Source organism: Pseudomonas sp. P9_31 (assembly GCF_034008235.1).
GTDB lineage: Bacteria > Pseudomonadota > Gammaproteobacteria > Pseudomonadales > Pseudomonadaceae > Aquipseudomonas.
The window spans coordinates 4,618,885-4,641,223 of sequence record NZ_CP125375.1 but is presented as its reverse complement, the minus strand read 5'-3'; the positions used below and the strand labels follow the sequence as shown (position 1 = coordinate 4,641,223).

At 59.7% G+C, this 22,339-nt stretch carries 18 protein-coding genes; 7 read left to right on the top strand and 11 right to left on the bottom strand.

All coding sequences use genetic code 11. The features are described 5' to 3' along the window. Window positions 1-175 precede the first annotated feature (175 nt). The 6 genes from QMK51_RS20850 to QMK51_RS20825 form a co-directional block, all read right to left on the bottom strand. The gene (locus QMK51_RS20850) at window positions 176-2,344 is read right to left on the bottom strand and encodes a hypothetical protein (protein ID WP_320391543.1); all 2,169 of its coding nucleotides are present in this window, start codon (window positions 2,342-2,344) and stop codon (window positions 176-178) included. Window positions 2,345-2,646: 302 nt separating this feature from the next. Continuing rightward, window positions 2,647-5,541 carry a hypothetical protein gene (locus tag QMK51_RS20845; protein ID WP_320391541.1) on the bottom strand — a complete coding sequence of 965 codons (2,895 nt, stop codon included), beginning with the start codon at window positions 5,539-5,541 and terminating at the stop codon, window positions 2,647-2,649. Between the two features lie 139 nt (window positions 5,542-5,680). Beyond that, on the bottom strand, window positions 5,681-7,621 hold the full coding sequence (lapD, locus tag QMK51_RS20840) for a cyclic di-GMP receptor LapD (RefSeq protein WP_320391539.1): 1,941 nt from the start codon (window positions 7,619-7,621) through the stop codon (window positions 5,681-5,683). A gap of 22 nt (window positions 7,622-7,643) precedes the next feature. Then, window positions 7,644-8,351: a cysteine protease LapG gene (gene lapG / locus QMK51_RS20835; protein ID WP_258697020.1), complete on the bottom strand. Its 708-nt coding sequence runs from the start codon at window positions 8,349-8,351 to the stop codon at window positions 7,644-7,646. A 204-nt stretch (window positions 8,352-8,555) separates the two neighbouring features. Continuing rightward, on the bottom strand, window positions 8,556-8,951 hold the full coding sequence (locus QMK51_RS20830; RefSeq protein ID WP_258697019.1) for a YbaN family protein: 396 nt from the start codon (window positions 8,949-8,951) through the stop codon (window positions 8,556-8,558). Window positions 8,952-8,961: 10 nt separating this feature from the next. After that, window positions 8,962-9,549, bottom strand: a complete 588-nt coding sequence (locus QMK51_RS20825; RefSeq protein ID WP_258697018.1) for a YecA family protein — start codon at window positions 9,547-9,549, stop codon at window positions 8,962-8,964. 335 nt (window positions 9,550-9,884) lie between these two features. On the opposite strand from QMK51_RS20825, the gene recQ reads away from it, so the two are divergent. The 4 genes from recQ (at window position 9,885) to QMK51_RS20805 (ending at window position 15,039) form a co-directional block, all read left to right on the top strand. After that, on the top strand, window positions 9,885-12,011 hold the full coding sequence (gene recQ / locus QMK51_RS20820) for a DNA helicase RecQ (RefSeq protein ID WP_320391535.1): 2,127 nt from the start codon (window positions 9,885-9,887) through the stop codon (window positions 12,009-12,011). Between the two features lie 119 nt (window positions 12,012-12,130). Beyond that, window positions 12,131-12,565: a MarR family transcriptional regulator gene (locus QMK51_RS20815; RefSeq protein WP_258697016.1), complete on the top strand. Its 435-nt coding sequence runs from the start codon at window positions 12,131-12,133 to the stop codon at window positions 12,563-12,565. Window positions 12,566-12,693: 128 nt separating this feature from the next. Beyond that, window positions 12,694-14,505, top strand: a complete 1,812-nt coding sequence (locus QMK51_RS20810; RefSeq protein ID WP_320391532.1) for a FimV/HubP family polar landmark protein — start codon at window positions 12,694-12,696, stop codon at window positions 14,503-14,505. 246 nt (window positions 14,506-14,751) lie between these two features. Continuing rightward, entirely contained in the window at window positions 14,752-15,039 is a 288-nt protein-coding gene (locus QMK51_RS20805; protein ID WP_320391531.1) for a SelT/SelW/SelH family protein, read from the top strand. Here QMK51_RS20805 and QMK51_RS20800 read toward each other — a convergent pair. Together QMK51_RS20800 and QMK51_RS20795 are read right to left on the bottom strand one after the other, a co-directional pair. Continuing rightward, window positions 15,033-15,926, bottom strand: a complete 894-nt coding sequence (locus QMK51_RS20800; RefSeq protein WP_320391530.1) for a DMT family transporter — start codon at window positions 15,924-15,926, stop codon at window positions 15,033-15,035. The genes QMK51_RS20805 and QMK51_RS20800 overlap by 7 nt on opposite strands. A 154-nt stretch (window positions 15,927-16,080) precedes the next feature. Beyond that, a complete protein-coding gene (locus tag QMK51_RS20795) occupies window positions 16,081-16,839 on the bottom strand; it encodes an AraC family transcriptional regulator (protein ID WP_320391529.1) in 759 nt (252 codons plus the stop codon). Window positions 16,840-16,988: 149 nt separating this feature from the next. On the opposite strand from QMK51_RS20795, the gene QMK51_RS20790 reads away from it, so the two are divergent. Next, on the top strand, window positions 16,989-17,804 hold the full coding sequence (locus QMK51_RS20790) for a UDP-2,3-diacylglucosamine diphosphatase (RefSeq protein ID WP_258697011.1): 816 nt from the start codon (window positions 16,989-16,991) through the stop codon (window positions 17,802-17,804). A gap of 146 nt (window positions 17,805-17,950) precedes the next feature. Here the strand turns inward: QMK51_RS20790 and QMK51_RS20785 are convergent, their stop codons facing one another. Next, window positions 17,951-18,541 (bottom strand): HD domain-containing protein, encoded by a 591-nt coding sequence (locus tag QMK51_RS20785; protein ID WP_320391527.1) that lies wholly within the window; start codon window positions 18,539-18,541, stop codon window positions 17,951-17,953. A gap of 78 nt (window positions 18,542-18,619) precedes the next feature. Then, window positions 18,620-18,931 carry an Mpo1-like protein gene (locus QMK51_RS20780; protein WP_258697010.1) on the bottom strand — a complete coding sequence of 104 codons (312 nt, stop codon included), beginning with the start codon at window positions 18,929-18,931 and terminating at the stop codon, window positions 18,620-18,622. A 158-nt stretch (window positions 18,932-19,089) separates the two neighbouring features. On the opposite strand from QMK51_RS20780, the gene QMK51_RS20775 reads away from it, so the two are divergent. Further along, window positions 19,090-20,151 carry an AraC family transcriptional regulator gene (locus tag QMK51_RS20775; RefSeq protein ID WP_320391524.1) on the top strand — a complete coding sequence of 354 codons (1,062 nt, stop codon included), beginning with the start codon at window positions 19,090-19,092 and terminating at the stop codon, window positions 20,149-20,151. Here the strand turns inward: QMK51_RS20775 and QMK51_RS20770 are convergent. Beyond that, complete coding sequence (locus QMK51_RS20770) at window positions 20,108-21,562, bottom strand: TrkH family potassium uptake protein (RefSeq protein WP_258697008.1); 1,455 nt, start codon at window positions 21,560-21,562, stop codon at window positions 20,108-20,110. The genes QMK51_RS20775 and QMK51_RS20770 overlap by 44 nt on opposite strands. A 121-nt stretch (window positions 21,563-21,683) precedes the next feature. Here QMK51_RS20770 and QMK51_RS20765 point away from each other — a divergent pair, with 121 nt between their 5' ends. Continuing rightward, window positions 21,684-22,250: an NAD(P)H nitroreductase gene (locus tag QMK51_RS20765; protein WP_320391522.1), complete on the top strand. Its 567-nt coding sequence runs from the start codon at window positions 21,684-21,686 to the stop codon at window positions 22,248-22,250. The last annotated feature ends 89 nt before the right edge of the window (window positions 22,251-22,339 follow it).

Genomic DNA, 22,339 nt, shown 5'->3' with positions numbered 1-22,339 from the left:
CTGCTCTCCTGGAAAGTGATAAGTCCTGAGTCCTCTCGGGACGCGGGTATCACATATCAGGCTCGGAAGACTGGCTACTGTCAGATCTGACAGGTAGTGCACGGTTTAAGAAGAGCAGTCAGTCTCTGCCGAAGGCTGCGATCTTTTGATTGATCTGGTGAAGCTCGGTCCTTCTTCACGCAGCCTTTATCCGCAGCTCAGTCAAGAAATAGTCATTTGCGTCTCTCGTCGCCACATGACTGACCACTGACAATGTTATCGGCAATGATTGAGCTGTGAACCTGACTGAGTAAGGTGACCAGGTGTGCCGGGGAGGCGTAAATTGCCCGGTTGTCGTCCCCGCATTTGTCTGCAGTGAAAACACAGCCAGGTGAGGCCCTTCTCCATTGGCAGCCAGAATGCTGAATTCATACGTCCGGCCGATGATCAGGTTTGAAAATGACTTGTGTAAAACCACTCCAGCGCAATTATTGGTATGCGTGCTGTTAGTCAACCCGGTACGCCCATGGTAAGTACCAAGGGCAATATCTTTAGGATCTCTTGCGGCAGGTCCGATTTCCCATCCGTTCAGGCCGTTCTTGAACCGAGTCACCTCGTCCGATAGTGGAACAAAGATCTTAAGCGTTCTCGCTGTCGATCCCGGCCGATTGGCAGAGTTGGGTGTCACCGAATAACCATGATCCCCCTGCGCCAGGCTGGTCAGTGTATGCGTCCATTCTTGCGTCGGGCCAATGTTGACCGTGGCTTTGAAAGCGCCCTTGTCGAACAGATCGATCTTCTTGTTGGCGCTCGCCCTGCCTTTCAACACAAGCGTTGTATGGTGGGTGGAGGTGCCGTGAGGAATCTCCGGGCCGCTGGCAGAACCACCTTTGACTGAGGTAATGGTCGGGCTCACCCACGGCAGTGCCTTGATCGTGTACAGGCGATCCGGAAACACCGTGGCTTTGGCCGGGTCGTTGCTTTTGTCCAGCGACGCCTTGAACTTGATCGTCAGCGTGGAGCCCGGCCCGAGTTGCTTAAGGTAGTTGCTGGCCAGTGCTGCGGGCCAGAATCCCTGGTTGACCCACATTGCATTGACCTGTGCCGGGAGGCCATTCCACAGCTGCAAGTTATGCGCCGTACCGTCCGCCCTCTGGCCCTCCAGACTCAGCCAGCACGGTTGGCCTGCTTCAATCAGCGTCCAAGGCAACGCATGGATTGTGGCGTTTGCAGTACCGAGCGCGATCACGTCCAGCAGGTTGTTGGCATCGGCCTCAAGAATTTTGGGTGGAATCAAGGCGGTCGGCGACAGCGCAAGAATGTTCGGATTCAGGGGCGGTGAGGTGGAGGGTTTGCCGTTGCGTTCGATGACATAGCTGACGGTGACGGTTTTGTTCAGGCTGTAGGCCAGCATCGAACGGGGCACCGCAATTTCCAGCCCGGCGCTGACCGGGCGTTGCGGGCTGATGTAGGAACCCGTCGGGACATCGCTGGCACCTTTCCAGATCACGGTCAGCTTGTCGCTGGGCAATAGCGAGCCTTGAGGCACCACTACCCTGACTTCCGGTTGAGTGGGGTTGAAGTGGGTGCCGGTCATGCCCTTGACGGTCGGGGCCGATAGCGCAAGACGATCGAGGTGAATATCCAGGCGCTTGGTGGGCGACTGGCTGAAGTTGCCCAATTGGTCGAACACCACGAAGTCGACCAGTGTGTTCGGGTTGTCACCCACGTGCTGGAACGTGTCGGTGAACAGTGTTCTGGTCTCCGGCACCGAGGTGTCGAGTACCTCCCATTCAACCGTCACATCGCCCAGCAGAAAGCGAATACGGTCGTGGGTTCGTCGGTTGGCATAATCGAACCCGAACGTCACGCCTCGCACCGCCCACTCGGCGCTCACCCCATACGTGATAACGTCGGGCGGGATCACCAGACTCAGGCTTTTCGGCGCAGGTTCACCAGGGGAGCGCAGGTGATACAGCACATTCAAATCCCGAGAGGGTTTGACGATGCCACTGGGTCGGGTGACTTTGTAATGGAGTCTGTTGACGCCATGGCGCAGCCGCCCGTGAGGCACGTACAGGCGCATGCGCAGTCGCTCCTCTCCCGGATCGACAGTCTTGCCGGTCACGGGGGTGGGATCGTTGTTGATGTACAAATCAACGCGGTCATCCACCGCCAGTGTCCGGGCGCATGCCTCGGTCCATGGGTCGACCAGACACTCAAGGCCCTTGGGCTGGCCATCGTAAAGGGATTTGGGAATGCCGCCGTGAGCGATGTAGGCAGGTTTCACCGGGGACACCCATCCCGGGATGATTACCGGATACAGCACAAACAGTTCGTTCAACGCGGCGGACTGGATATCCATCATGTTCTCCTGGAAGGTGACAAGTCCTGAGTCCTTTCGGGACGAGGTTGATCACACACCAGGCTGGGAAGACTGACTACTGTCAGATCTGACAGAATGCGCACGGTTTTAGACGAGTGGTCAGTCTTTACTTTCGGAAACGATATCGGTATCAGGGGATTGGGTGTGCCTTTGGACATAGTGACGCTCCTTATGCGTCCTTGATCAAAGTCGGGCTGCTAAACCCGATCGCTGATTGCTCACCCAAGCTGGGTAAGGAAGGGGCGAATAAATAAATTCGCCCCCATTTTCTACACCGTTTCTCAGATGGCTCTTATACGTAGATTTACCACTGCGTAATCATTGCTGACATGAGTTGCCTGATGAGTATTTATGTACAATTCCAAAGAGTTGGTTTGTGCAGTGAATACTCCAGACAGTGCTGTCCAGTTTATTGTGAGGGCAGAGGTTCCGGTCAGCGGGCCTTGGCTGGTACTCAAAGAAATTACAGGTGCAACGTTGCCCCCACCCACGTCGATTCTGATGGCTTCAATGGAAAATTGATAACGCTGTCCTATTTTAAAATTCGGAAAGGATTTTTTTAGGAAGATGCCTGCCAAGCTGCTGTAAGTATTGTTGAACAGTACGTTACGGCCTTGGTGCGAAATAATACGCAAATCTCTCGGGTCTGTGATGGGGCCACGTACCCACCCTTCGAATGTTCCGCTCCTAAATGTGGTCAGTTCATCTTTCAGGGTCGGCTTGATAATGAAGTTTCGTTTCTCAGATTCCGGTTCTGTGCCGTACTTCGCTTTGGCTATTAAAGTATTATCTCCCTCGGAAAAAGAGAGTGGCGAAGTTTGCCATTTTCCCATTCCGTCGACTGGCCACACGCCTTTGGAGTTTCCTTGGACAAAAAGTTCGACCGTTAGGTTTTTCGATGCGGTTCCGCTCACATTCAGGTTGCTCTCAAATGTGTTTCCTTTGTCCGGAATGACATCGCCTTTGGAAGTTTTCACCAACTCGATGGTCGGTTGTACCAGTTCAACTGCCTTGACGGTATAGGTGCGCTTAGGAAAAGACACTGCCGTCGTAAAATTTGCCTTCTGGTTAAAATTCACCTTGAAACTGATGGTCAACACAGTTCCGTGCCCAAGTGCGCTCAACCAGTCTACTTGCGCCGGACAACTGAATCCCGATGATCCGTTGTGCGCTTCTCCTTTAAAAAGCTCCAGAGAAACCGCTGCACCATTGGCGTCGAAACCGTCGTACCGCAACCAGACACACTGCCCCGACGCCTGACCCAGCCATTCGGCCACGGTGAGCTGCGCAGTGGGTAGCAGCGTGGTCACGTCCAGCTCCGTGGTGGCTCCCTCAATCCCCGGTGTTGGAAACCGCGAGTCTTCGGCCGCAATCGGCTTGAGCGTCAAGGCCAATGATTCCGATGACGTGACTTTTTTCCCGTCACGATTCAAGTTCCAGAACAACTCAAGCGACGTGCCTTGACGGGCTACAAGAAACTCCCGGTTCAGCAAAAAGTTGGCGCGCTTGTTCTTGTTCAGAAGAGTAAGCGGGAAGGGCTGGGAGCCGACCGGCGCTTTCCTTTCCACCAGCCTCGCCCGGTCTTGTGCAATCGCCGCCAGAAATTCGACCCGCACCGTCGGAAGATCACCTAACGGGTCGATCGGATTGGCGGCCGGCTTGACCAGAAGTGGCGGCAACAACTCGATCTTCGCTTCCTCGCCAATCATCAATTGCAGCCATTCGGAAAACACCTGCACCTCACCCGGATTGGTGATCATGCATTGCACCGTCAATGGGGTATTGGCGTAGGGCGCGATGTATTTGGCGGGCACTTGAAAGGTGACCGGCTGTGTCGGGTCGGTGACGATCAGTCGGAAAATGAACAGGGCCACAATCCCGTCCTGATCGGTGGTTTGCCAGCGAGCTTCGACCGTAGCTCCTTTTTTCAAGGGCCAATATTCAGCGACCCGCACCGTGGCCATGGCGGTGTCGACCGGCAGTTCGTTGTCTGCCAGCGGTTCGACAATCGGCAGGCCCAATGGCTGGGATGTGCCCGTGATGGTGACATCGGCGGGTTTCGAAAGCTGGGTCTTGCTGGCCTTGATCAACCTGTAGGACGCGTGCAAGGAGCCCCCGATCAAGTTTCGTACCCGCTCATTCTCGACCGGAAAATCTACTGTCCTGCTGGCGGCAGTCAGCGTCCGGCTATAGGTGTGGGTGACTGGGGCGCCACCTTTCGTGAGTCCTTCCAGGGTCAGTTCGATCAGATCATCTTTTGCGAATACCCCGGTGACTAGCACCGTCATGGCACCACCCGCGAGCCCATCGTGATGCACCACGTTGTCGGGGTCGGCCTGTGCAAAAATCGGTGCAGCCAGCAACACGACGCCAGGTTTGAAAGAGAGGATGAGTGCATCCGACCAGCCGCTGGAGTTCTCCACCACGTCGAATACTTCCCAGCGCACCACCAGGCTGTTGGTGGGCTTCAGGGTGGCGAGCATTTCTGGTGTCAGCTCAAAGACAACATCACCTAGCGCGGTGACGGTGCTCTCCAGGAGCAGCGATCCGAAGGCAAGCACCACCACATCACCGATGGACTGATTGAAGTACTCCGGCACGGTTACGAACATGCCGTCATCGATCACGGTCTGATCGACGAAGCTTTCCGAGGCAACGGGCAACTTGAGGCCCTGGTTGAATGGCTTGCCGCCGTCAGTGTCCGCTTCGCCGGGCGCCGGGTATTTGTAGAACAACGGAACAGGCGGTGATTTTTCGGCGTTGTCGCTCACGCGCTGAACTTCGAACCAGAAGTCCTTGTTCTCGGGCTGCAGAGGCAGAAACCTGGCTTCCATGTCTTTGGCCGAGATATGGAACGGAATGTTTTTTGCGTTCCCTTCAGCATCGAAATGCGCGTCGGTGACCGGGAACTCAGTGACGGGCGCGTTTTTTGTTTCGATATAAACCTTGATGTGGTCGCCGACGGCCATATTCAGGTAGGCCAGGATGTAGACCAGCAAGCCGTCACGGTCGCCGTGCACCATGTTGATGTTGATCCCCAAAGCACCGTCGCCCTGCGGTTTGTAACCCGGTGGGAAGGGTCGGTCTACGGCCAGCACACCGATGCCGCGATCGGGCGGGAATACAACGATTTGTCCATTGGAGGCTGGGGCAGCGTTTGTCACTAGGCTGTTCATGAATGCGTTCCTTCCATAGAGGCGCCTGGCCTCCCGAATGGGCGGCACCGATATGGATGGATTAGATAGTCAGCGCGAATGTTTGCCTACTGTCGGATCTGACAGGAGTACACAGGTTTAAGATGAGCGGTCGAATCCCTCACATCGGCTCCGGCGGCCCAATCAACCGCCCCATTACCCCAAACAACCCCAGCTCCCGAATCACTTCCAACTCCCCCTGCGTCTCCACCATCTCGGCAATCAACGGCAGATCAATGCTGTTGGTCGCCCGGAAAATCGCCTCGATGAACAAGCGCTTGTCACTCTGCTCATCAATTCCCCGAATGTACGCTCCGTCGATTTTCAGGTAGGCCAGCCCCAGTTGCGTCAGGTTGCCGATCTGGCTGAAGCTGCCGCCAAAGTGCTGCAAACCGATGCGGTAACCGGTGTTGAGCAGGCTGTAGCTCAGGCGTTGCAGTTCTTCGGGGGGCGGCAGTTGGCGTTCGTCGATTTCCAGGGTCAGCAACGGCGCCAGTTCGGGCAGTGATTCAAGCAGGTCGCAGATCAGTTTCAGTTGAGCCTGATCGCGCAGGGTGCTGCCGGACAGGCTCAGTGCGAGTGGCCAACGGTTGGCGGCGAGGTATTCGAGGGTGGTTTCGAGCATCGCCAGATCGAACCGCGCCGACCAGCCGAGACGCTCGATCCACGGCAGGAAATGCCCGGCGGCAATCGCCTCGCCCTGGGGATCGAGCAGGCGCGCCAGGACTTTGTGATGCAACACCTGGCTGGTGTCGGCGCACTGCACCACCGGTTGGAAATACAGCTGCATCTTGCCCTCGGTCAGCGCGTCGTCGATCCAGTTGCGCCAGTCGTATTGGGACTGGTTGAGCGCATTATCGGAGTGGGCCAGATATATCCACGGCCGTTCGGGGTGTTGCCGGGCTTGGGTCAGTGCCTGATCGAGGCGCAGCAGCACGTCGCCGGTCGCCTCGCCGGGGTGATAGGCGACCATGCCCAGGTGCGCCACCGGCATGCAATCGCTGGCGCCGGTCAGGCGCAGGTTTTCCAGGGTGGCGCTGATTTCCGAAGCCAGGCGTGCGGCACCCTTATTGTCCAGGCCTGGGGTCAGCAAGCTGAATTCGCCACCGCGATTGCGCGCCGCGAGCCAGGTGCGACGTTCCGCTGGTTGCGTCAGGCGCGAGAGCAATTCGCCGACGGCGCTGATCAGGGCATCGGTGCGCTGGCCGCCCAGACGTTGGTTGAGGCCGATCAGGTCGTTGATCCGCAGCATCAACAAATGACCGTCGCGGCTTTGCTCGGATACCAGTAGTTGGTCGGCCAGTTGTTCATCCAGCAAGCGCCGGTTGGCCAGGCCCGTGAGGTTGTCCTGATAGGATTCGGCGCGCAGCTTTTCGCTGCGCGCGGCCTCTTCGGCGAACAACGCTTTGAGTTTTTCGACCATTTGGTTCATGGCTAGCACCACGCGTTTGAGTTCCGGTGTGCGCGGCAGTTTCGGCAAACTGCGGAACTCGCGTTTGCTGATCGCTTCAGCCTGTTTGACCATGTTGTCGAGCGGCCGCAATTGCCGGCGCAATAGCCAGCCACCAAACACGGCGCTGAGCAGCCCGCAAATCAGCAGCCAGATCAGGCTGCCAAGGGTGCTGTCCCAGAGTTTGGCCAGGGCGAATTGCGGATTGCTCAGCACTTCGACCCGTGCCGCCTGTTCCCAGCCACGCATGATCAGCGCATCGCCGCCCTGTGGGCGCAGGTTCACCAAACTGACGAACCAGCCCGGAACGCCCTCGATGCGCGCCGGTGTGCTGCGTTCCACCAACACCTGTTCATCCGCCATATTGACGACCCGGATACTGCTGAAATAGCCGCTGTCGAAAATCGAGCTGACCATCAATTCGATCATCGCCGGATCGTCGATCTGCGCCGTCAGCGAAAGACCCAACGCCGTGGCGGCGTCCTGGGCGTGGGAGCGCAACTGGCCGAGCATCTGTTCGCGAGAGCTTTCCAGGCTGACAAAAAAACTGCCGCTGAAGGCCACCAGCAAGAACAGGCAAATGGCGAGAAACAACTGTTTGCGCAGTGACATAAAACGCTCCTTGCTGTGGCGGCTAGCCTTCGCCCACGGCGAACCCTTCGATTTGCATCTTTTTCAATACGTCTTGCCAGCGCGACAGTTTTTTCGAGTCGCTGCTGCGTTTACCGCCGTTGGCCCCGGGCAAGTACAGGCCTTCGGCGTTGAAGGCGTACACCGGCAGCAGGTCTTTGCGTTGGGAGGCGGGGCGGATCTCGTCGATCAGGTTGTCCAGCACCAGAGGATCGGCCGTGGGGATGCTGTAGAAGGTCAACACCATGTGCGCCTGGTTCTGGGTCAGGGCCTTGACGTAGGTGATGCGCAGTTTTTCGCTGGGAACTCCGAGGTGGCGCAGGCTGAAATATTTCGCCAGGGCGTAGTCTTCACAGTCGCCAGCGGCCTTGATCAGCGATTCCACTGGCGTGGCCCAATAGTCGGTCTGACGCCAGATGCGCATGTCGTCCTGAAAACTCAGTTGTTGATTGAAGAAGCGATTGACCGCGTTCAGTTGTTCGCGCTCAGGCAGGTTGCGTTCGCTCTGCAGCATTTGACTCCAGGCCTCGATCCGTCCCCGGGCCGGGCCAAGGGGGCCGTGGCGTTTTTCAGCCGTTTGCAGAATCTGCGCAAAATCCCAGTCGGCCCAGACACTGCCCAAACCGGCCAGTAGAAAACTCGCCAGCAGCAGCCATCCGCCGAACCGAAGCCGGAGCGTTGACCATCCTGGACTACGCGGACTGCGGGACATGTCTGGCTGCTCGGGTGCAGATGTCTGAAGTCTAGGCGGTGTTTTCAGTGAGGAAGGGCAGGTCGTCGGACGAAGGGGCAGAGTTGATGATCGTTCCCACGCTCTGCGTGGGAATGCATCCTGTGACGCTCTGCGTCACACCGGCGAAGGGGACGCGGAGCGTCCCGGGCGGCGTTCCCACGGGGACCGTGGGAACGATCAATCTCAAGATTTGTGCAGGGTTTTCTGCTTGAGGATATAAATCGTCACCAGCACCGCACTGGTCAGCATGAACCCCCGCGCCCAAGGCAGGGGCACCAGGTAGCAGGAGAACAGGATGCTCGCCCACATCAACCCGATGGCGTAGACCTTGCCCTTGAGCGGGATGCCGTTGCCGCTCAGGTAGTCGCGAACCCACGGCCCAAGCCGCGGATGTTCAACCAGCCAGTGATAGAAACGCGGCGAACTGCGGGCGAAACAGGCGGCCGCCAGCAACAGGAATGGCGTGGTGGGCAGTACCGGCAGGAAAATCCCGATCACCCCCAACGCTACGCTCAGCCAGCCGATGGCCAGCAGCACGTAGCGCAACATCAGGGGGCGGTTGCCTATGGGGTTGTCCATAGGCAAAACCTTAGTGGTGACGTGGCTTGAGGATCGCCGGTTTTTCGTCTGGCGCGTTGCACAGCAGGTACAGCGCGGTCAGGGCTTCCGGGATCTGCACGATCATGTCGTCCATCAGGTTGGCGTCGGCCGCGATGTCGGAGAACTCAGGCTGTTCGTCGAACAGACCCGAACCGACCATGATCGGCAGCAGCATTTCGCTGACTTCGTCTTCGGCGGTTTCGAACCAGGCCGCTTCGCGCAGGAACACGCCTTCCATGAAGCCGATGCACCAGCCGCGCAGGTCGGAGTCGTCCGGGTCGTCGCCCAGGTCGAGGTCGCACGGCAGCTCGAACTCTTCGTCGGACGCCAGTTGGCGGGCGATGTGAGCCTTGAGGGCCAGCAGGGTGGATTCGATCGCTTCACGCTCGGTGTCGTCGGCGTAGTGCGGCTCTTCGGCGAAGAGTGCATCGATCCATTCACGGTCGGGAACGCTCTCGGAACAGATCGACAGCGCGGTGAGGTAGCCGTGGGCGGCCACATAGTCCAGCGCCTCGTCATGCAGCTCGTCGGCGTCGAGGAAGACTTGCAGGCGGGTTAGTTGCTCAGCGAAGGACATTAAAGGGCTACCTTGGGGAGAATATACGATGCGGGAATTCTAGGCCTTCTTGAGCGCTCAGGCCAGCCGCGCGGCATATTTGCCCCCTTGTGATGGAATCTGTGGTTGGGGGCAACAGAAAACCCTGTGGGAGCGTTGCATTGGCTTGCGCGCGTCTTATCAGCGGCGCCCTTTGCAGGGGAGGCCTCGGGTATACTCCCGCGTTTTGTGATGCCCTGCTGGCATCCGGGCTGAAATGTGAAGCGTCATGCAATGCGCACTTACGATTTGTCAGTGCAACCTGCGTGATTCTGAACCAGCCTTGCAGGGATGTTTCGGTGATTTTTGGAGTTTTTATGCTCGAACAGGCTCAACGCGTCCTCAAGGACATCTTCGGCTACGACCGTTTCCGTGGCCGTCAGGGTGCAATCATTGAGCGCGTGGCCAGTGGCGGCGACGCCCTGGTGCTGATGCCTACCGGTGGCGGCAAGTCCTTGTGCTTCCAGGTGCCGGCGCTGCTGCGCGAGGGCCTGGCGGTGGTGGTGTCGCCGCTGATCGCGCTGATGGACGATCAGGTCGCGACCCTCGAAGAGCTGGGCGTCGCGGCGGCGGCGTTGAACTCTACGTTGAGCGCGGAACAACAGCGTGATCTGGCGGCGCGGATCAAGCGTGGCGAAGTGAAAATGCTGTATCTGGCGCCCGAGCGTCTGGTTCAGCCGCGGATGCTGGCCTTCCTGCAAAGCCTTGAAATTGCTCTGTTCGCCATCGACGAAGCGCATTGCGTGTCCCAATGGGGCCACGACTTCCGCCGTGAATACCTGCAACTGGGCCAGTTGGCGGAGCTGTTCCCCAACGTCCCGCGCATCGCCCTGACCGCCACCGCCGATAAGCGCACCCGGGAAGAAATCGTCGATCGCCTGCATTTGCAGGATGCCGAGCGCTTTCTGTCGAGTTTCGACCGCCCCAACATTTTCTATCGCATCGTGCCCAAGGAGCAGCCGCGCAAGCAGTTGCTGGCGTTTCTCGCCGAGCGGCGCAGCGATGCCGGCATCGTTTACTGCCTGTCGCGCAAAAAGGTCGACGAAGTGGCGGTGTTCCTCAGCGAGCAAGGTTTCCCGGCGTTGCCGTACCACGCCGGCCTGCCCAACGACACACGGGCTCATCACCAGAAGCGCTTCCTCAACGAAGAAGGCCTGATCATGGTCGCCACCGTGGCGTTCGGCATGGGCATCGACAAGCCCAACGTGCGTTTTGTGGCGCACCTCGATCTGCCGAAGTCCCTTGAGGCCTACTATCAGGAAACCGGTCGCGGCGGTCGTGACGGCCTGCCGGCGGATGCCTGGATGGCCTACGGCCTGCAAGACGTGGTGATGCTCAAGCAGATGCTGCAAAACTCCGAAGGCGACGAGCGCCACAAGCGTCTGGAACAGCACAAGCTCGACGCCATGCTCTCGCTCTGCGAAGAAACCCGCTGCCGCCGCCAGACGCTGCTGGCGTACTTCGACGAAGACATGCCCGAGCCCTGCGGCCACTGCGACAACTGCGTCGATGGCGTACAGACATGGGACGCCACCGAGCCGGCCCGTCAGGCGCTGTCGGCGATCTACCGCACCGGCCAGCGCTACGGCGTCGGTCATCTGGTGGACGTGTTGCTGGGCAAGGACAACGAAAAGGTCCGCAGCTTCGGCCATCAGCATTTGTCGGTATACGGCGTAGGCAAAGCGCTGGGCGAAAGTGAATGGCGCTCGTTGTTCCGACAGCTGGTGGCCCGCGGTCTGGCGGACATTGACCTCGAGGGCTACGGCGGGCTGCGCCTGAGCGACACCTGCCGGCCGTTGCTCAAGGGCGAAGTGACCCTGGAACTGCGCCGCGACCTCAAGCCGCAAACCACCGCCAAAAGCAGCAAGAGCCAGGCCAGCCATCTGGTTCGCGGTGAAGAGCGCGAACAGTGGGAAGCCTTGCGTGCCTTGCGCCGCAAACTCGCCGAAGAGCATGGCGTGCCGCCGTACGTTATCTTCCCCGACTCGACGCTGCTGGAAATGCTCCGCAGCCAGCCAACTTCGCTGGCGGAAATGGCCACAGTCAGCGGCGTCGGCGCGCGCAAGCTGGAACGTTACGGCGAGGCCTTCCTCGAAGTGCTCGGCGGTCAGGTCGAGGCGCCGAAAGTGGTGGCCGATGTGCGCCACGAGCTGATCACGCTCGCCCGGGCCGGCATGACACCCCTGCAGATCGCCGGTCAGTTGCAATGCTCGGAAAAGAACGTCTACACGATGCTCGCCGAGGCCATCGGCAAGCAGCAGTTGTCGCTGGAACAGGCGCTGGACCTGCCCGAAGACTTGATGGGCGAAGTCCAGGACGCCTTCCTCGACGGCGAAGGCGAACTGCCGCCCGTGTCGGAGATTGCCGCGCTGTTCGCAGGGCGGGTGCCGGAAGGTGTTTTGTATTGCGTGCGTGCCGCTCTGCAGTCGGAATTCGAAATCTGAATGACCTGTCGCACAGATGTATCGATTCAGTACAGCGCACACCTTGCCTATAGCCAAAGGTCATGCTTAGCTGACTAATAATTAGTTTTTCTCTATTTCAGTCTAACCATGAGTTTTTTATGCCGTTAACCGATCAACACCGCTTTGGCATGCAACTGGCCCAGATGTCTCGAGGCTGGCGTGCCGAACTGGACCGCCGACTGGCTGGCCTGGGTCTGTCCCAGGCACGCTGGCTGGTGCTGCTGCACCTGGCGCGTTTCGATGATGCCCCGACCCAGCGCGAACTGGCGCAAAGCGTCGGCGTCGAAGGGCCGACTCTGGCTCGGCTGCTCGACAGTCTGGAAAGTCAGGGCCTGGTGCAACGCCAGTCCGTGCTGGAAGACCGCCGGGCGAAAAAAATCGTCCTCTGTGCCTCGGCCCGGCCGTTGATCGAGCAAATTGAAACCATTGCCACTCAACTGCGCCACGAGTTGTTCGAAGGTGTCGATGAGGCGGATTTGAAGGTCTGCATGCGTGTCCACGGGCACATTCTGGCCAACCTGGAAAAATCTTGAGTCACAACCACGCGCCGGACTTTTGAGATACCCCGTTGGGCAGACTATAAAGAACTACTAGGCAATATCGTGTTCGTACCGGATGTACGAACGCGTACAGGTTGGTTCTGGTTATCTAAGGGATGCTCATGCTCGAGAGTTGGCACGTTGTATTGCGGTGTTGCGCCAGGCTGCTGCTGGTCGGTGGTGCCGTCACTTACTCGGCATTGGCCCCTGCGCTCGGGTTGGGCGACATCACCCAGCATTCGGCGCTCAATCAGCCGTTCAAGGCGGACATCGCCCTGGTGGACGCCAGTGGTCTGGAGGAGGGCGAGCTGTCGGTCAGCCTGGCGACGGCGGAGGAATTCAGCCGCGCCGGCGTCGAGCGGGTGTTCTTCCTCAACGACCTGAAATTCACACCGATCCTGCGGGGCAACCGCAGCCTGATCCGGGTGACTTCCAGTAAACCGGTCAAGGAACCCTTCCTGAATTTTCTGGTGCAGCTCAATCAGCCCAACGGGCGCTTGCTGCGCGAATACACGGTGCTGATCGATCCGCCGGGTTCACCGGGGATTGTTCCCGCCAATGACGCCCCCGCGCCGCGCCCTCAGGCCTCCGAGTTTCCGTCCGTCGAACCGGCTGCTGCTCCGCCACCTGCTGCGAAGGATTCGGCGGCCAAGCCTGCCGCCGATCAAACCGCCGCCGCACCGGCGAGTGATCTTGTTGCCGAGCAACTGGCCACCAGCGTGCTGCAGAACCAGCAGCTGCAAAAGACTCTCGATGAACTCCACGCGAAGCTTCAGGCTCAGGACGAGCAGATCGCCGCTCAGAAAAAACAGGTGACCGAGCTGCAAACCCAATTGGCGGAAGTCAAGCAGGCGTCGGCATCGGCGCCGCCGGTCGCACCCGAGGTGACGGCGCCGGTCCCGGTGGTTGCCGAGACGCCGGAAACAACCCATTGGCCGTTGATCGCCGGGTTGGTGGTGCTGCTGGCTTTGTTAATGCTCGCAGTGTTCATTCGCCGACAACGTCAGCAGGTTCAGGCCTTGCCCGAGCCGTTACCCGTGCCGCCGTCGCGCCATGAACCGGTGCTCAACCGTGCAGCAGAACCGGCGAGGCAGGCGTCCCAGGCGCAACCGGTTGCCGGATCGGCCGAAGAGACGCCCGCCGGTGACGTGCTGGAAGGCGTCGGTATCTACCTGGCGTACGGCCGTTTGTCCGAGGCAGCCGGTTTGTTGCGAGACGCGTTGGCCAGGGAACCCCAGCGCACCGATCTGGCCGTGCAGTTGCTGGAAGTCCTCGGTAAACAGGGCGATGTGCAGGCTTATGATGCGCAGGAAAGCAGCCTGCAAGACGCCGGGTTCGATGCACAGCAACTTCAGGACATCCGCGCCCGCCATCCGAAACTGATCGGCGCCGCACCGGCAGTCGCTGCCGTGGCAGCGACGCCACCGACGGCTGCGCAACTTGAAGCGGCATCAAGCGATGAGTTCCAGTTGAACCTTGATGACCTGTCGATGGATGCGAATTGGGACCTGATCAGCCCCTTCGAAAACTCATCGTCCAGCGCCAAACCGCCGAATGAGCCAACGCAGGCAGTCGAGCCCGGGTTCACCTCGAACCTGCATGTGTTGCCCGATGTCTTCGAAATACCCGACGAGCCGACGCTGGGCGAGCCTGAGCTTGAATGGGGCGCCGAACCTGACTCTCAATCTCTGGATGACAGCTTTCTCAACGAATTCGGCGATCCTGGCCAACCGCTGGAGCTTGAGCCGCTGAATGCCGAATTGATGGATATTGAACCGGCCGGGCCGAGCAGCGCGGGCAAACTCGAGCAGGCTCAGACCTGCATCGACGACGGTGATCTGGACAGCGCCATCGAGCTGCTCAACGAGTTGCTCAAGGAAGGCGACGAGCCGCTCAAGGAAACGGCCCGGACGCTGTTGGCCGGCATCCGATAGGGATGTTTTGAAGATCTAATGTGGGAGCGGGCTTGCTCGCGAAGAACGATGACGCGGTTTTTCTGATAAACCGCGTCGTCTGCTTCGCGAGCAAGCCCGCTCCCACATTTTATTGAGGATGCCTGGAACGTTTGCCCCGGGGACCGCCTCTTCGCCAAAGCCCGAAAATGGCGCGCATGGATCTCGGGGCGAGCGATAAAGGCGGCTATCATGGCGACGCCCTCAGGCTCAGGAGTTTTGCCCATCATGACCACACGTAAACCGGAAATCGTCATCACCTACTGCACGCAATGCCAATGGTTGCTGCGCGCCGCCTGGCTGGCCCAGGAGCTGCTCAGTACCTTCGGTGACGACCTGGGCAAAGTGTCCCTGGTGCCTGGCACTGGCGGGGTTTTTCACATTTTCTGTGACGATGTGCAGCTCTGGGAGCGCAAGGCCGACGGCGGCTTCCCCGAGGCCAAGGTGCTCAAGCAGCGGGTCCGCGATCAGATCGATCCGGACCGCGACCTGGGCCACAACGACCGCACTCAGTGAGACGGGGCTTGCGCCGCCACGGCGTTCTTGCTTGAGCTGCCGGAGAGCCTGCTGGAAACCACGATGGCCACGATGATCAACGCGCCGCCGATCAACATGCGCAGGGTCGGGTTTTCATCGAACAACAACCAGGCCAGGGTGATGCCGTAAACCGGCTCCAGCGCAAACACCACTGACGCGGTCCGGGCCTTGATCACCGCCAGGCTGGCGACGAACAGGCTGTGGGCCACGCCGGTGCAGAACACCCCGAGCAGGCCGATCCACAGCCAGTCGATGGCGCGCACTTCGCTCAACTGTGGCACCGCCACCGGCAGCAGACAGATCGCAACCACCACGTTTTGACACAGCGCGGCCTGCACCGGCGGGATTCGTCCGGAGCTGGCGCGGTTGGTCAGGGACAACAGGGCGAACAGCAAGCCGGAAGTCACCGCCCACAGCAGGCCGGTGGTGGCACCGCTGGCCAGATCGAAGTCCGGCGTGACCAGCACCAGTCCGACGCTGACCAGCACCACCAGCAGGATTTCATTAGCGCGGATGCGCTCACGGAAAATCAGCCCTTCGAGGATCACGGTAAACGCCGGGAAACTGGCAAAGCCCAGGGTCGCGATCGCCACCCCGGCCACCTTCACCGCGATGAAGAAACTCACCCAGTGCCCGGTCAGCAGCAAGCCGCTGAGCAACAGGCGGCGCCAGTCCACGGCGTCGAGTGTCTGCCAACGGGTATTACTGGCGAACCGGGCGAAAAATGCCAGGGCGAGGACGGCAAACGCGGCACGGCCAAACACGATGATCGCCGGTGAGGCAGCGGCAAGTTTGCCGAACACGCCGGTCAGGCCGAACATCAGTGCACCGATATGCAGAGCGCCAAGGGCGGTACGGGGAGTCATTGCAATCCTTAACGACAAACGAACACATGTGTAGGCGCTGCCGAAGGCTGCGATCTTTTGATCTTGATCTTTGTCGATCCCGAAAAGATCGCAGCCTTCGGCAGCTCCTACATTGAATCGTGCTGAGCCGGTTATGTCTGTCGCCAGACTCGCGTCATTTGTCGCCAGCCTCGCGTCGTAATTTACCGGGCGATGCACCGAACTCGCGCAACACCGCGGCGGCGAACGCGCTCTGGGAACTGTAACCGACCCGACAAGCGATCTCGCCAATGGGCAGCGCCGAATCCCGCAGCAAGCCCACGGCAATGTGCAGCCGACGACTGCGAATGTAGTCCATCGGTGTCTGCCCGCATTCAGCCACGAACCGAGCATGCAAGCGAGCGCTGGACAGGCCGGCAATGCGCGCCAGATCGGCAACTTGCAGCGGATAGGCCGCGTATTGATCGATGTGAGCATTCAGCGCCGCATACGGCAGGCGCCGACCGCCCGCACTGTCAGGTCTGGCGTTGTTGAGGCTGGCCAGCAACAGCACTGCGCCTTGCTGGGCGATCAGCGGATCAATGATCTGAGTGCTCGCCAGCCAACTCACCAGTTGGCTTTGCCCGGCGTCCAGCGACAGGCGTCCGGCAGTGTCGAGCAAGCGGCGGCTGGCCTCGGCGTGGTTCCCCAGTGACTGAGATACCCACTGTTCGCTCGGCACATCCAGCACCAGGCAACGACTGCCATGGGCACTGTCGCAGGCATGATGCGCCCCGGACGGCACCACCACGAAACTCTGCTGAACCACCTGACTGCCGCGCCCCTCGACCTCGAAATCCAGCGCGCCCGACAGCCCGAACACCAGTTGCGCGTGGTCGTGGCTGTGGACGATCAGGTCGTGGGTGTACTGGCGTAGCGTGAGGATCGGTCTCATCGCAGGTCTCATGGCGATTTTGCTGAGTGAGGTCGTCAGTCTACACCGAGGCCCCGCGTTCGCGCGTTGTCACAGGACTGACTTGCGATTGTCATGGGCAATTAACCCGACCGGCGCAAGCTTGCCAAAACTTGTCCAGAGGGTTGCCCATGACCAGCGCCGAGCTCGCCAAACCCAGCCGTAAGCAACGTGTGCGGACCTTGTGGATTTCCGACGTGCATTTGGGCACCCGGGACTGCCAGGCCGAGCACCTGTCGCAGTTTCTCAAGGGCTATCACGCCGACAAGATCTACCTGGTCGGTGACATCATCGACGGCTGGAAACTGCGCAGCGGCATGTATTGGCCCCAGGCGCACACCAATGTGATTCGTCGCTTGCTGACCATGAGCAAGCGCGGCACGGAGGTGATCTACGTCACCGGCAACCATGACGAGTTCCTGCGCCGATATTCCAAGCTGATGCTGGGCAATATCCAACTGGTGGACGAAGCCGTGCATGTGACTGCCGATGGCCGTCATCTGCTGGTGATTCACGGCGACCAGTTCGACGTGATCACCCGCTACCACCGCTGGCTGGCTTTTCTCGGCGACTCGGCCTACGAGTTCACCCTGACCCTCAACCGCTGGCTCAACCATTGGCGTGCCCGTTATGGCTACGGCTACTGGTCGCTGTCGGCGTACCTCAAGCACAAGGTCAAGACCGCCGTCAGCTTCATCAGCGATTTTGAAGAGGCCATCGCCCACGAATGCGTCAAACGCGAGTTGCACGGGGTGGTGTGCGGGCACATTCACCATGCAGAGATTCGCAAGGTTGGCGAGGTGGATTACCTCAATTGCGGGGATTGGGTGGAGTCGTGCACGGCGCTGATCGAGCATTGGGACGGTTCGATCGAGTTGTATCGGTTGGCCGATGCCCAGGCGCGAGAGGCGGAGTTGAAGGCGGTGAAGGTCGCGGAGCCAGCTTAAAAACTAGGTATCTGGGCTGGCCTCATCGCGAGCAGGCTCGCTCCCACATTAGAGCTGTGGTGTGCCAAATATAGGTGGCTCACTGTAGATCCACTGTGGGAGCGAGCGTGCTCGCGAATGGACTGCGCAGCGGTCCCCGACATTCATCAGGCTGACGCGTGTTCTTCCATCGCCGCCTTGTAAATTGAATTCTTCGGCTGCGCAAACAACCGCTCCATCATCGGCTCAAAGAAACTCAGTGGCAGCGTGTCGTATGCCGGATCGAACGCCGCCGCATCGTACCGGGCGCAAAATTCGATGGTTGCCTGATACTGCGGATGACGGCTGAATTGCTCGCGCAAATGCCGGTCCATGCCCAGGTGATGGAAGAAGTAATAGCCCTGGAAAATCCCGTGTTTCTCCACCATCCACAGGTTCTCGGCGTTGACGAACGGCTTGAGGATCGCCGCGGCGATGTCCGGGTGGTTGTAGGAGCCTAGTGTGTCGCCAATGTCATGGAGTAGGGCGCAGATCACGTACTCTTCGTCACGACCATCGCGCCAGGCACGGCTGGCGGTTTGCAGGGAGTGGGTCAGACGATCCACCGGGAAACCGCCAAAATCCCCCTCCAGTAACTTCAGGTGCGCCACGATCCGTGTCGGCAATTGTCGGGCATAGGCGCTGAAATCTGCGGCGATGATCGCCCAGTCTTCCTGTGTGCCGTCCTGCATATGGGTAAAACGGGCGCGGGCATACATCGGCTACCCTCTTGTTCTGATCGTAAGGGATGTTTTGAGTGTAGGACGCTGGATCCAGCGTCGCAGTGGCTGCACAGCCTAGAACGGCACACGACCCACAAGCATGTCGCGGTACATGACGAAATCGCCGAGCAAGCTGTAAAGAGGATGTTGAAAGGTTGCAGGGCGATTCTTCTCGAAGAAGAAATGCCCGACCCAGGCAAAGCTGTAACCGGCCAGCGGTAGGGCCAGCAACATCCACCAGGCGCCTTTGCCGATGGTCAGCACCAGAATGAAAATAACCAGCGTGGTGCCGACAAAATGCAGTCGTCGGCATGTGCTGTTGCGGTGTTCGCTGAGGTAATACGGGTAAAACTCAGCGAAGCTGTTGAATCGTTTGATGTTTTCCACGACTGCGATCTCTGTGGTGTGTGTGCAGGCGACAAGTTGTTCTGCGGGTAGCTTATTTGAGTCTAGAGTGATCATTGGCATCAGCCAGTGACAATAGGCGCCACTTTAGTATCCTTCGGAAATGGGTCGTGGCATGCGGCCATCACGTAGTAAACGCCATGAGCGAACGAACGACTTCTGCAAGCTGGGCGATGGGGATTGTCAAAGCACTGGAAATGGACGGCCTGGACTGCCGGGGTCTGTTCAAGCAGCTAGGGCTCGACTATGCGGCACTGGATGATCCGGATGCGCGCTTCCCGCAAGATTCCATGACACGGCTCTGGCAGCGCGCGGTCGAGGTGTCCGGCAACCCGGCGATAGGCCTGAACATGGGCAAGGTGGTGCGACCGGCGTCCCTGCACGTCGCCGGTTATGCCTTGATGTCCAGCCGGACCCTGGCCGAAGGCTTTCAGCGCCTGGTGCGTTATCAGCGAATCATCGCCGAAAGTGCCGACCTGAGTTTCCGCTTGCTGGATGAAGGCTATGCGTTGGTTCTGACGGTGCATGGCGACCACCTGCCGCCGACCCGACAAAGCGCCGAAGCATCGCTGGCCTGTGCCTTGGCGCTTTGCGGCTGGTTGACCGGGCGCACGCTGCAACCGCGCAAAGTACTACTGCAGGGCGATCTGCCCGTCGATCTCGAACCCTATAAGCAAGCCTTCCATGCCCCGATAATGTTCAACGCGCCGTATGACGCCTTGATCTTCGAACGCGCCGACCTGGAGGCGCCGTTGCCCACCGCCAATGAGGCTATGGCGTTGTTGCACGACCGCTTTGCCGGTGAGTACCTGGCGCGGTTTTCCGAGAGCCGCGTGACCCACAATGCGCGGCAGGTGCTGTGCCGTTTACTGCCCCAGGGCGAACCCAAGCGCGATGCGGTGGCGCAGGCGCTGCACCTGTCGCAACGCACCTTGCAGCGACGCTTGCAGGAAGAGGGCACGAGTTTTCAGATGTTGCTGGATGACACGCGGCGTGAACTGGCCGAGCAATACCTGGCGCAACCGAGCATGACCCTGCTGGAAATTGCCTACCTGCTGGGGTTTGCCGATCCGAGCAACTTCTTCCGCGCCTTCCGACGCTGGTTTGACGCCACCCCCGGCGAATACCGGGCGCGGTTGATGGAAGCCCCCGAGCGGATCAGTGACGCCAGAACGCAGGGATACACAGAACAAACACCGTAATGATCTCCAGCCGGCCCAGTAACATGCCGAACGAGAGAATCCACTTCGCGGCGTCGGGCAGGCTGGCGAAGTTGCCCGCCGGGCCGATCGTTTCGCCCAACCCCGGGCCGACGCCGGACACTGTACTGGCCGCGCCGGTAAGGGCAGTCATCCAGTCCACGCCGAGCAGCGATAACAGCAGCGCGATGACGCAAATGGTGATGGCGAAAAAAAACGAAAAGGTCAGGATCGAACGCACGATTTCTTCGTCCAGACGGTGGCCGTTGTATTTCTGCTTGATCACCGCGCGCGGGTGAATCAATTGGTTAAGGTTGGCCTTGAGCAGAATGTAGGCCACCTGGAAGCGGAAAATCTTGATCCCGCCAGCGGTTGAACCCGAACAGCCGCCGACAAACCCCAGATAGAAGAACAGCATCAGCGAGAAGTTGCCCCAGAGGCTGTAGTCCCCCAATGCAAAGCCGGTGGTGGTCACCACCGACGTCACGTTCAGCGCCACATGTCGCAACGCCTCCAGCCAATGCAGCTCGGTGGTCCACCAATACCAGGTGCCGAGCACCAGCCAGGTCACCAGCAACATGCCGAGCAAGCCTTGAACCTGTTCATCCTTGATCAGCGCCCGACGGTTACCGCGCAACGTGGCGACATACAGGGTGAACGGCAGGGCGCCGAGAATCATGATGACGATCGCGACCCAATGCACCGCAGGCTCCGGCCACTTGGCCAAAGACTGGTCGGAGGTCGAGAAACCACCGGTGGAAATCGCTGACATCGCATGGTTGATGGCGTCGAACGGGCTCATCCCGGCCCACCAGAACGCCAGGCTGCCGAAAATGGTGATGCCGACGTAGGTCGCAACGATCAAACGCGCCACCATGTGCGAACGAGGCATGACTTTTTCGGAACGGTCCGACGACTCGGTCTGAAACAGCCGCATGCCCCCGATGCGCAGCAATGGCAGAATCGCAACCGCCATGCCGATAAAGCCGATCCCGCCGATCCAGTGCAGCAATGAACGCCATATCAGGATGCCGGGGGACATGCTGTCCAGGCCCGTGAGCACCGTCGCACCGGTGGCGGTGATGCCGGACATGCTTTCGAAGAACGAGTCGGTGTAGCTGATGTTCTGGGTCAGCAGGAACGGCAGGGCGGCGAAGATGCACACCACCAGCCAGCTGCTGACCGTCAACAGGTACATGTCTCGCGGGCGCAGATGGATGTGCTCGGGGCGCCCTGGAATCACCAGGGCCAGGCCGGCGACAAAGGTAATCATGCTGGCCCAGAGGAACGATGTGAGGTCGCTGGTGCGTTCGAAGATCACCAGGGTGGCCATGGGCACGACCATGGAAATGGCCAGCGTGATCAGGAAGATGCCGATGATGAAACCAATGATCCGTAAGGTCGGCAACGCCATGAAGTCCGCTCGGGCTGAATTAGGGAGGGCGCCATTCTACCTGCGGGGCAGGGCATGTAAACCGGCAGCCCCGTGCCGGATACCGCTAGAATAGCCAGACATTTTTTTCAGGAGGTGGCCGATGCAGGCTCTCGACGCTTTGCTCAACCGTGTTTCCGTTCCACGACTGCTCGACCCGGCGCCCACCGCCGAGCAACGGGAAGTGCTGTTTGCCGCCGCGATGCGCGCGCCAGACCACGGCCACTTGCAGCCTTGGCGCTTCCTGACAGTCGAAGGCGCGGCGCGCGAGCAAATGGGCGAGTTGCTGGCCGAAGCGGCGAAGCTGCAAGACAGCGAGGTGTCAGAAGCCGCGCTGGACAAGGCCCGTAACGGCCCGCTGCGTGCACCGCTGGTGGTTGTGGTGATTGCCCGTTTGCAGGATCACGTCAAATACCCCAAATCCGAACAATTGTTGGCGGCAGGCTGCGCGGCTCACGGGATTTTGCTGGCCGCTTACGCACAAGGCATTGGCGCGGTATGGCGCACCGGAGAGCTGGCGTATTCGGAGCATGTGGCTAAAGGCTTGGGGTTGGCGGAAGGGGAAGAGGTGATTGCGTTCCTTTATCTCGGTACACCGCAGAAAGAACCGCGTGTGGCGGAGAAGGTTGATTTGACCGAGTTCGTCAGTGCCTGGCCGGGTAGTAACTGAGGAAACGATTCCCCTGTGGGAGCGGGCTTGCCCGCGATAGCGGAGTGTCAGGCACTGAGATGTTGAAGGTGCCGCCGCCATCGCGAGCA

Bases quoted from the DNA above. Each gene is read 5' to 3' on its own strand.
- lapD (WP_320391539.1), bottom strand. From the start codon at position 7,621: ATGTCACTGCGCAAACAGTTGTTTCTCGCCATTTGCCTGTTCTTGCTG.
- QMK51_RS20785 (WP_320391527.1), bottom strand. From the start codon at position 18,541: ATGTATGCCCGCGCCCGTTTTACCCATATGCAGGACGGCACACAGGAA.
- recQ (WP_320391535.1), top strand. From the start codon at position 9,885: ATGCTCGAACAGGCTCAACGCGTCCTCAAGGACATCTTCGGCTACGAC.
- QMK51_RS20795 (WP_320391529.1), bottom strand. From the start codon at position 16,839: ATGAGACCGATCCTCACGCTACGCCAGTACACCCACGACCTGATCGTC.
- QMK51_RS20790 (WP_258697011.1), top strand. From the start codon at position 16,989: ATGACCAGCGCCGAGCTCGCCAAACCCAGCCGTAAGCAACGTGTGCGG.
- QMK51_RS20850 (WP_320391543.1), bottom strand. From the start codon at position 2,344: ATGGATATCCAGTCCGCCGCGTTGAACGAACTGTTTGTGCTGTATCCG.
- QMK51_RS20825 (WP_258697018.1), bottom strand. From the start codon at position 9,549: ATGTCCTTCGCTGAGCAACTAACCCGCCTGCAAGTCTTCCTCGACGCC.
- QMK51_RS20765 (WP_320391522.1), top strand. From the start codon at position 21,684: ATGCAGGCTCTCGACGCTTTGCTCAACCGTGTTTCCGTTCCACGACTG.
- QMK51_RS20845 (WP_320391541.1), bottom strand. From the start codon at position 5,541: ATGAACAGCCTAGTGACAAACGCTGCCCCAGCCTCCAATGGACAAATC.
- QMK51_RS20815 (WP_258697016.1), top strand. From the start codon at position 12,131: ATGCCGTTAACCGATCAACACCGCTTTGGCATGCAACTGGCCCAGATG.
- QMK51_RS20810 (WP_320391532.1), top strand. From the start codon at position 12,694: ATGCTCGAGAGTTGGCACGTTGTATTGCGGTGTTGCGCCAGGCTGCTG.
- QMK51_RS20805 (WP_320391531.1), top strand. From the start codon at position 14,752: ATGACCACACGTAAACCGGAAATCGTCATCACCTACTGCACGCAATGC.
- QMK51_RS20775 (WP_320391524.1), top strand. From the start codon at position 19,090: ATGAGCGAACGAACGACTTCTGCAAGCTGGGCGATGGGGATTGTCAAA.
- QMK51_RS20800 (WP_320391530.1), bottom strand. From the start codon at position 15,926: ATGACTCCCCGTACCGCCCTTGGCGCTCTGCATATCGGTGCACTGATG.
- QMK51_RS20770 (WP_258697008.1), bottom strand. From the start codon at position 21,562: ATGGCGTTGCCGACCTTACGGATCATTGGTTTCATCATCGGCATCTTC.
- QMK51_RS20830 (WP_258697019.1), bottom strand. From the start codon at position 8,951: ATGGACAACCCCATAGGCAACCGCCCCCTGATGTTGCGCTACGTGCTG.
- lapG (WP_258697020.1), bottom strand. From the start codon at position 8,351: ATGTCCCGCAGTCCGCGTAGTCCAGGATGGTCAACGCTCCGGCTTCGG.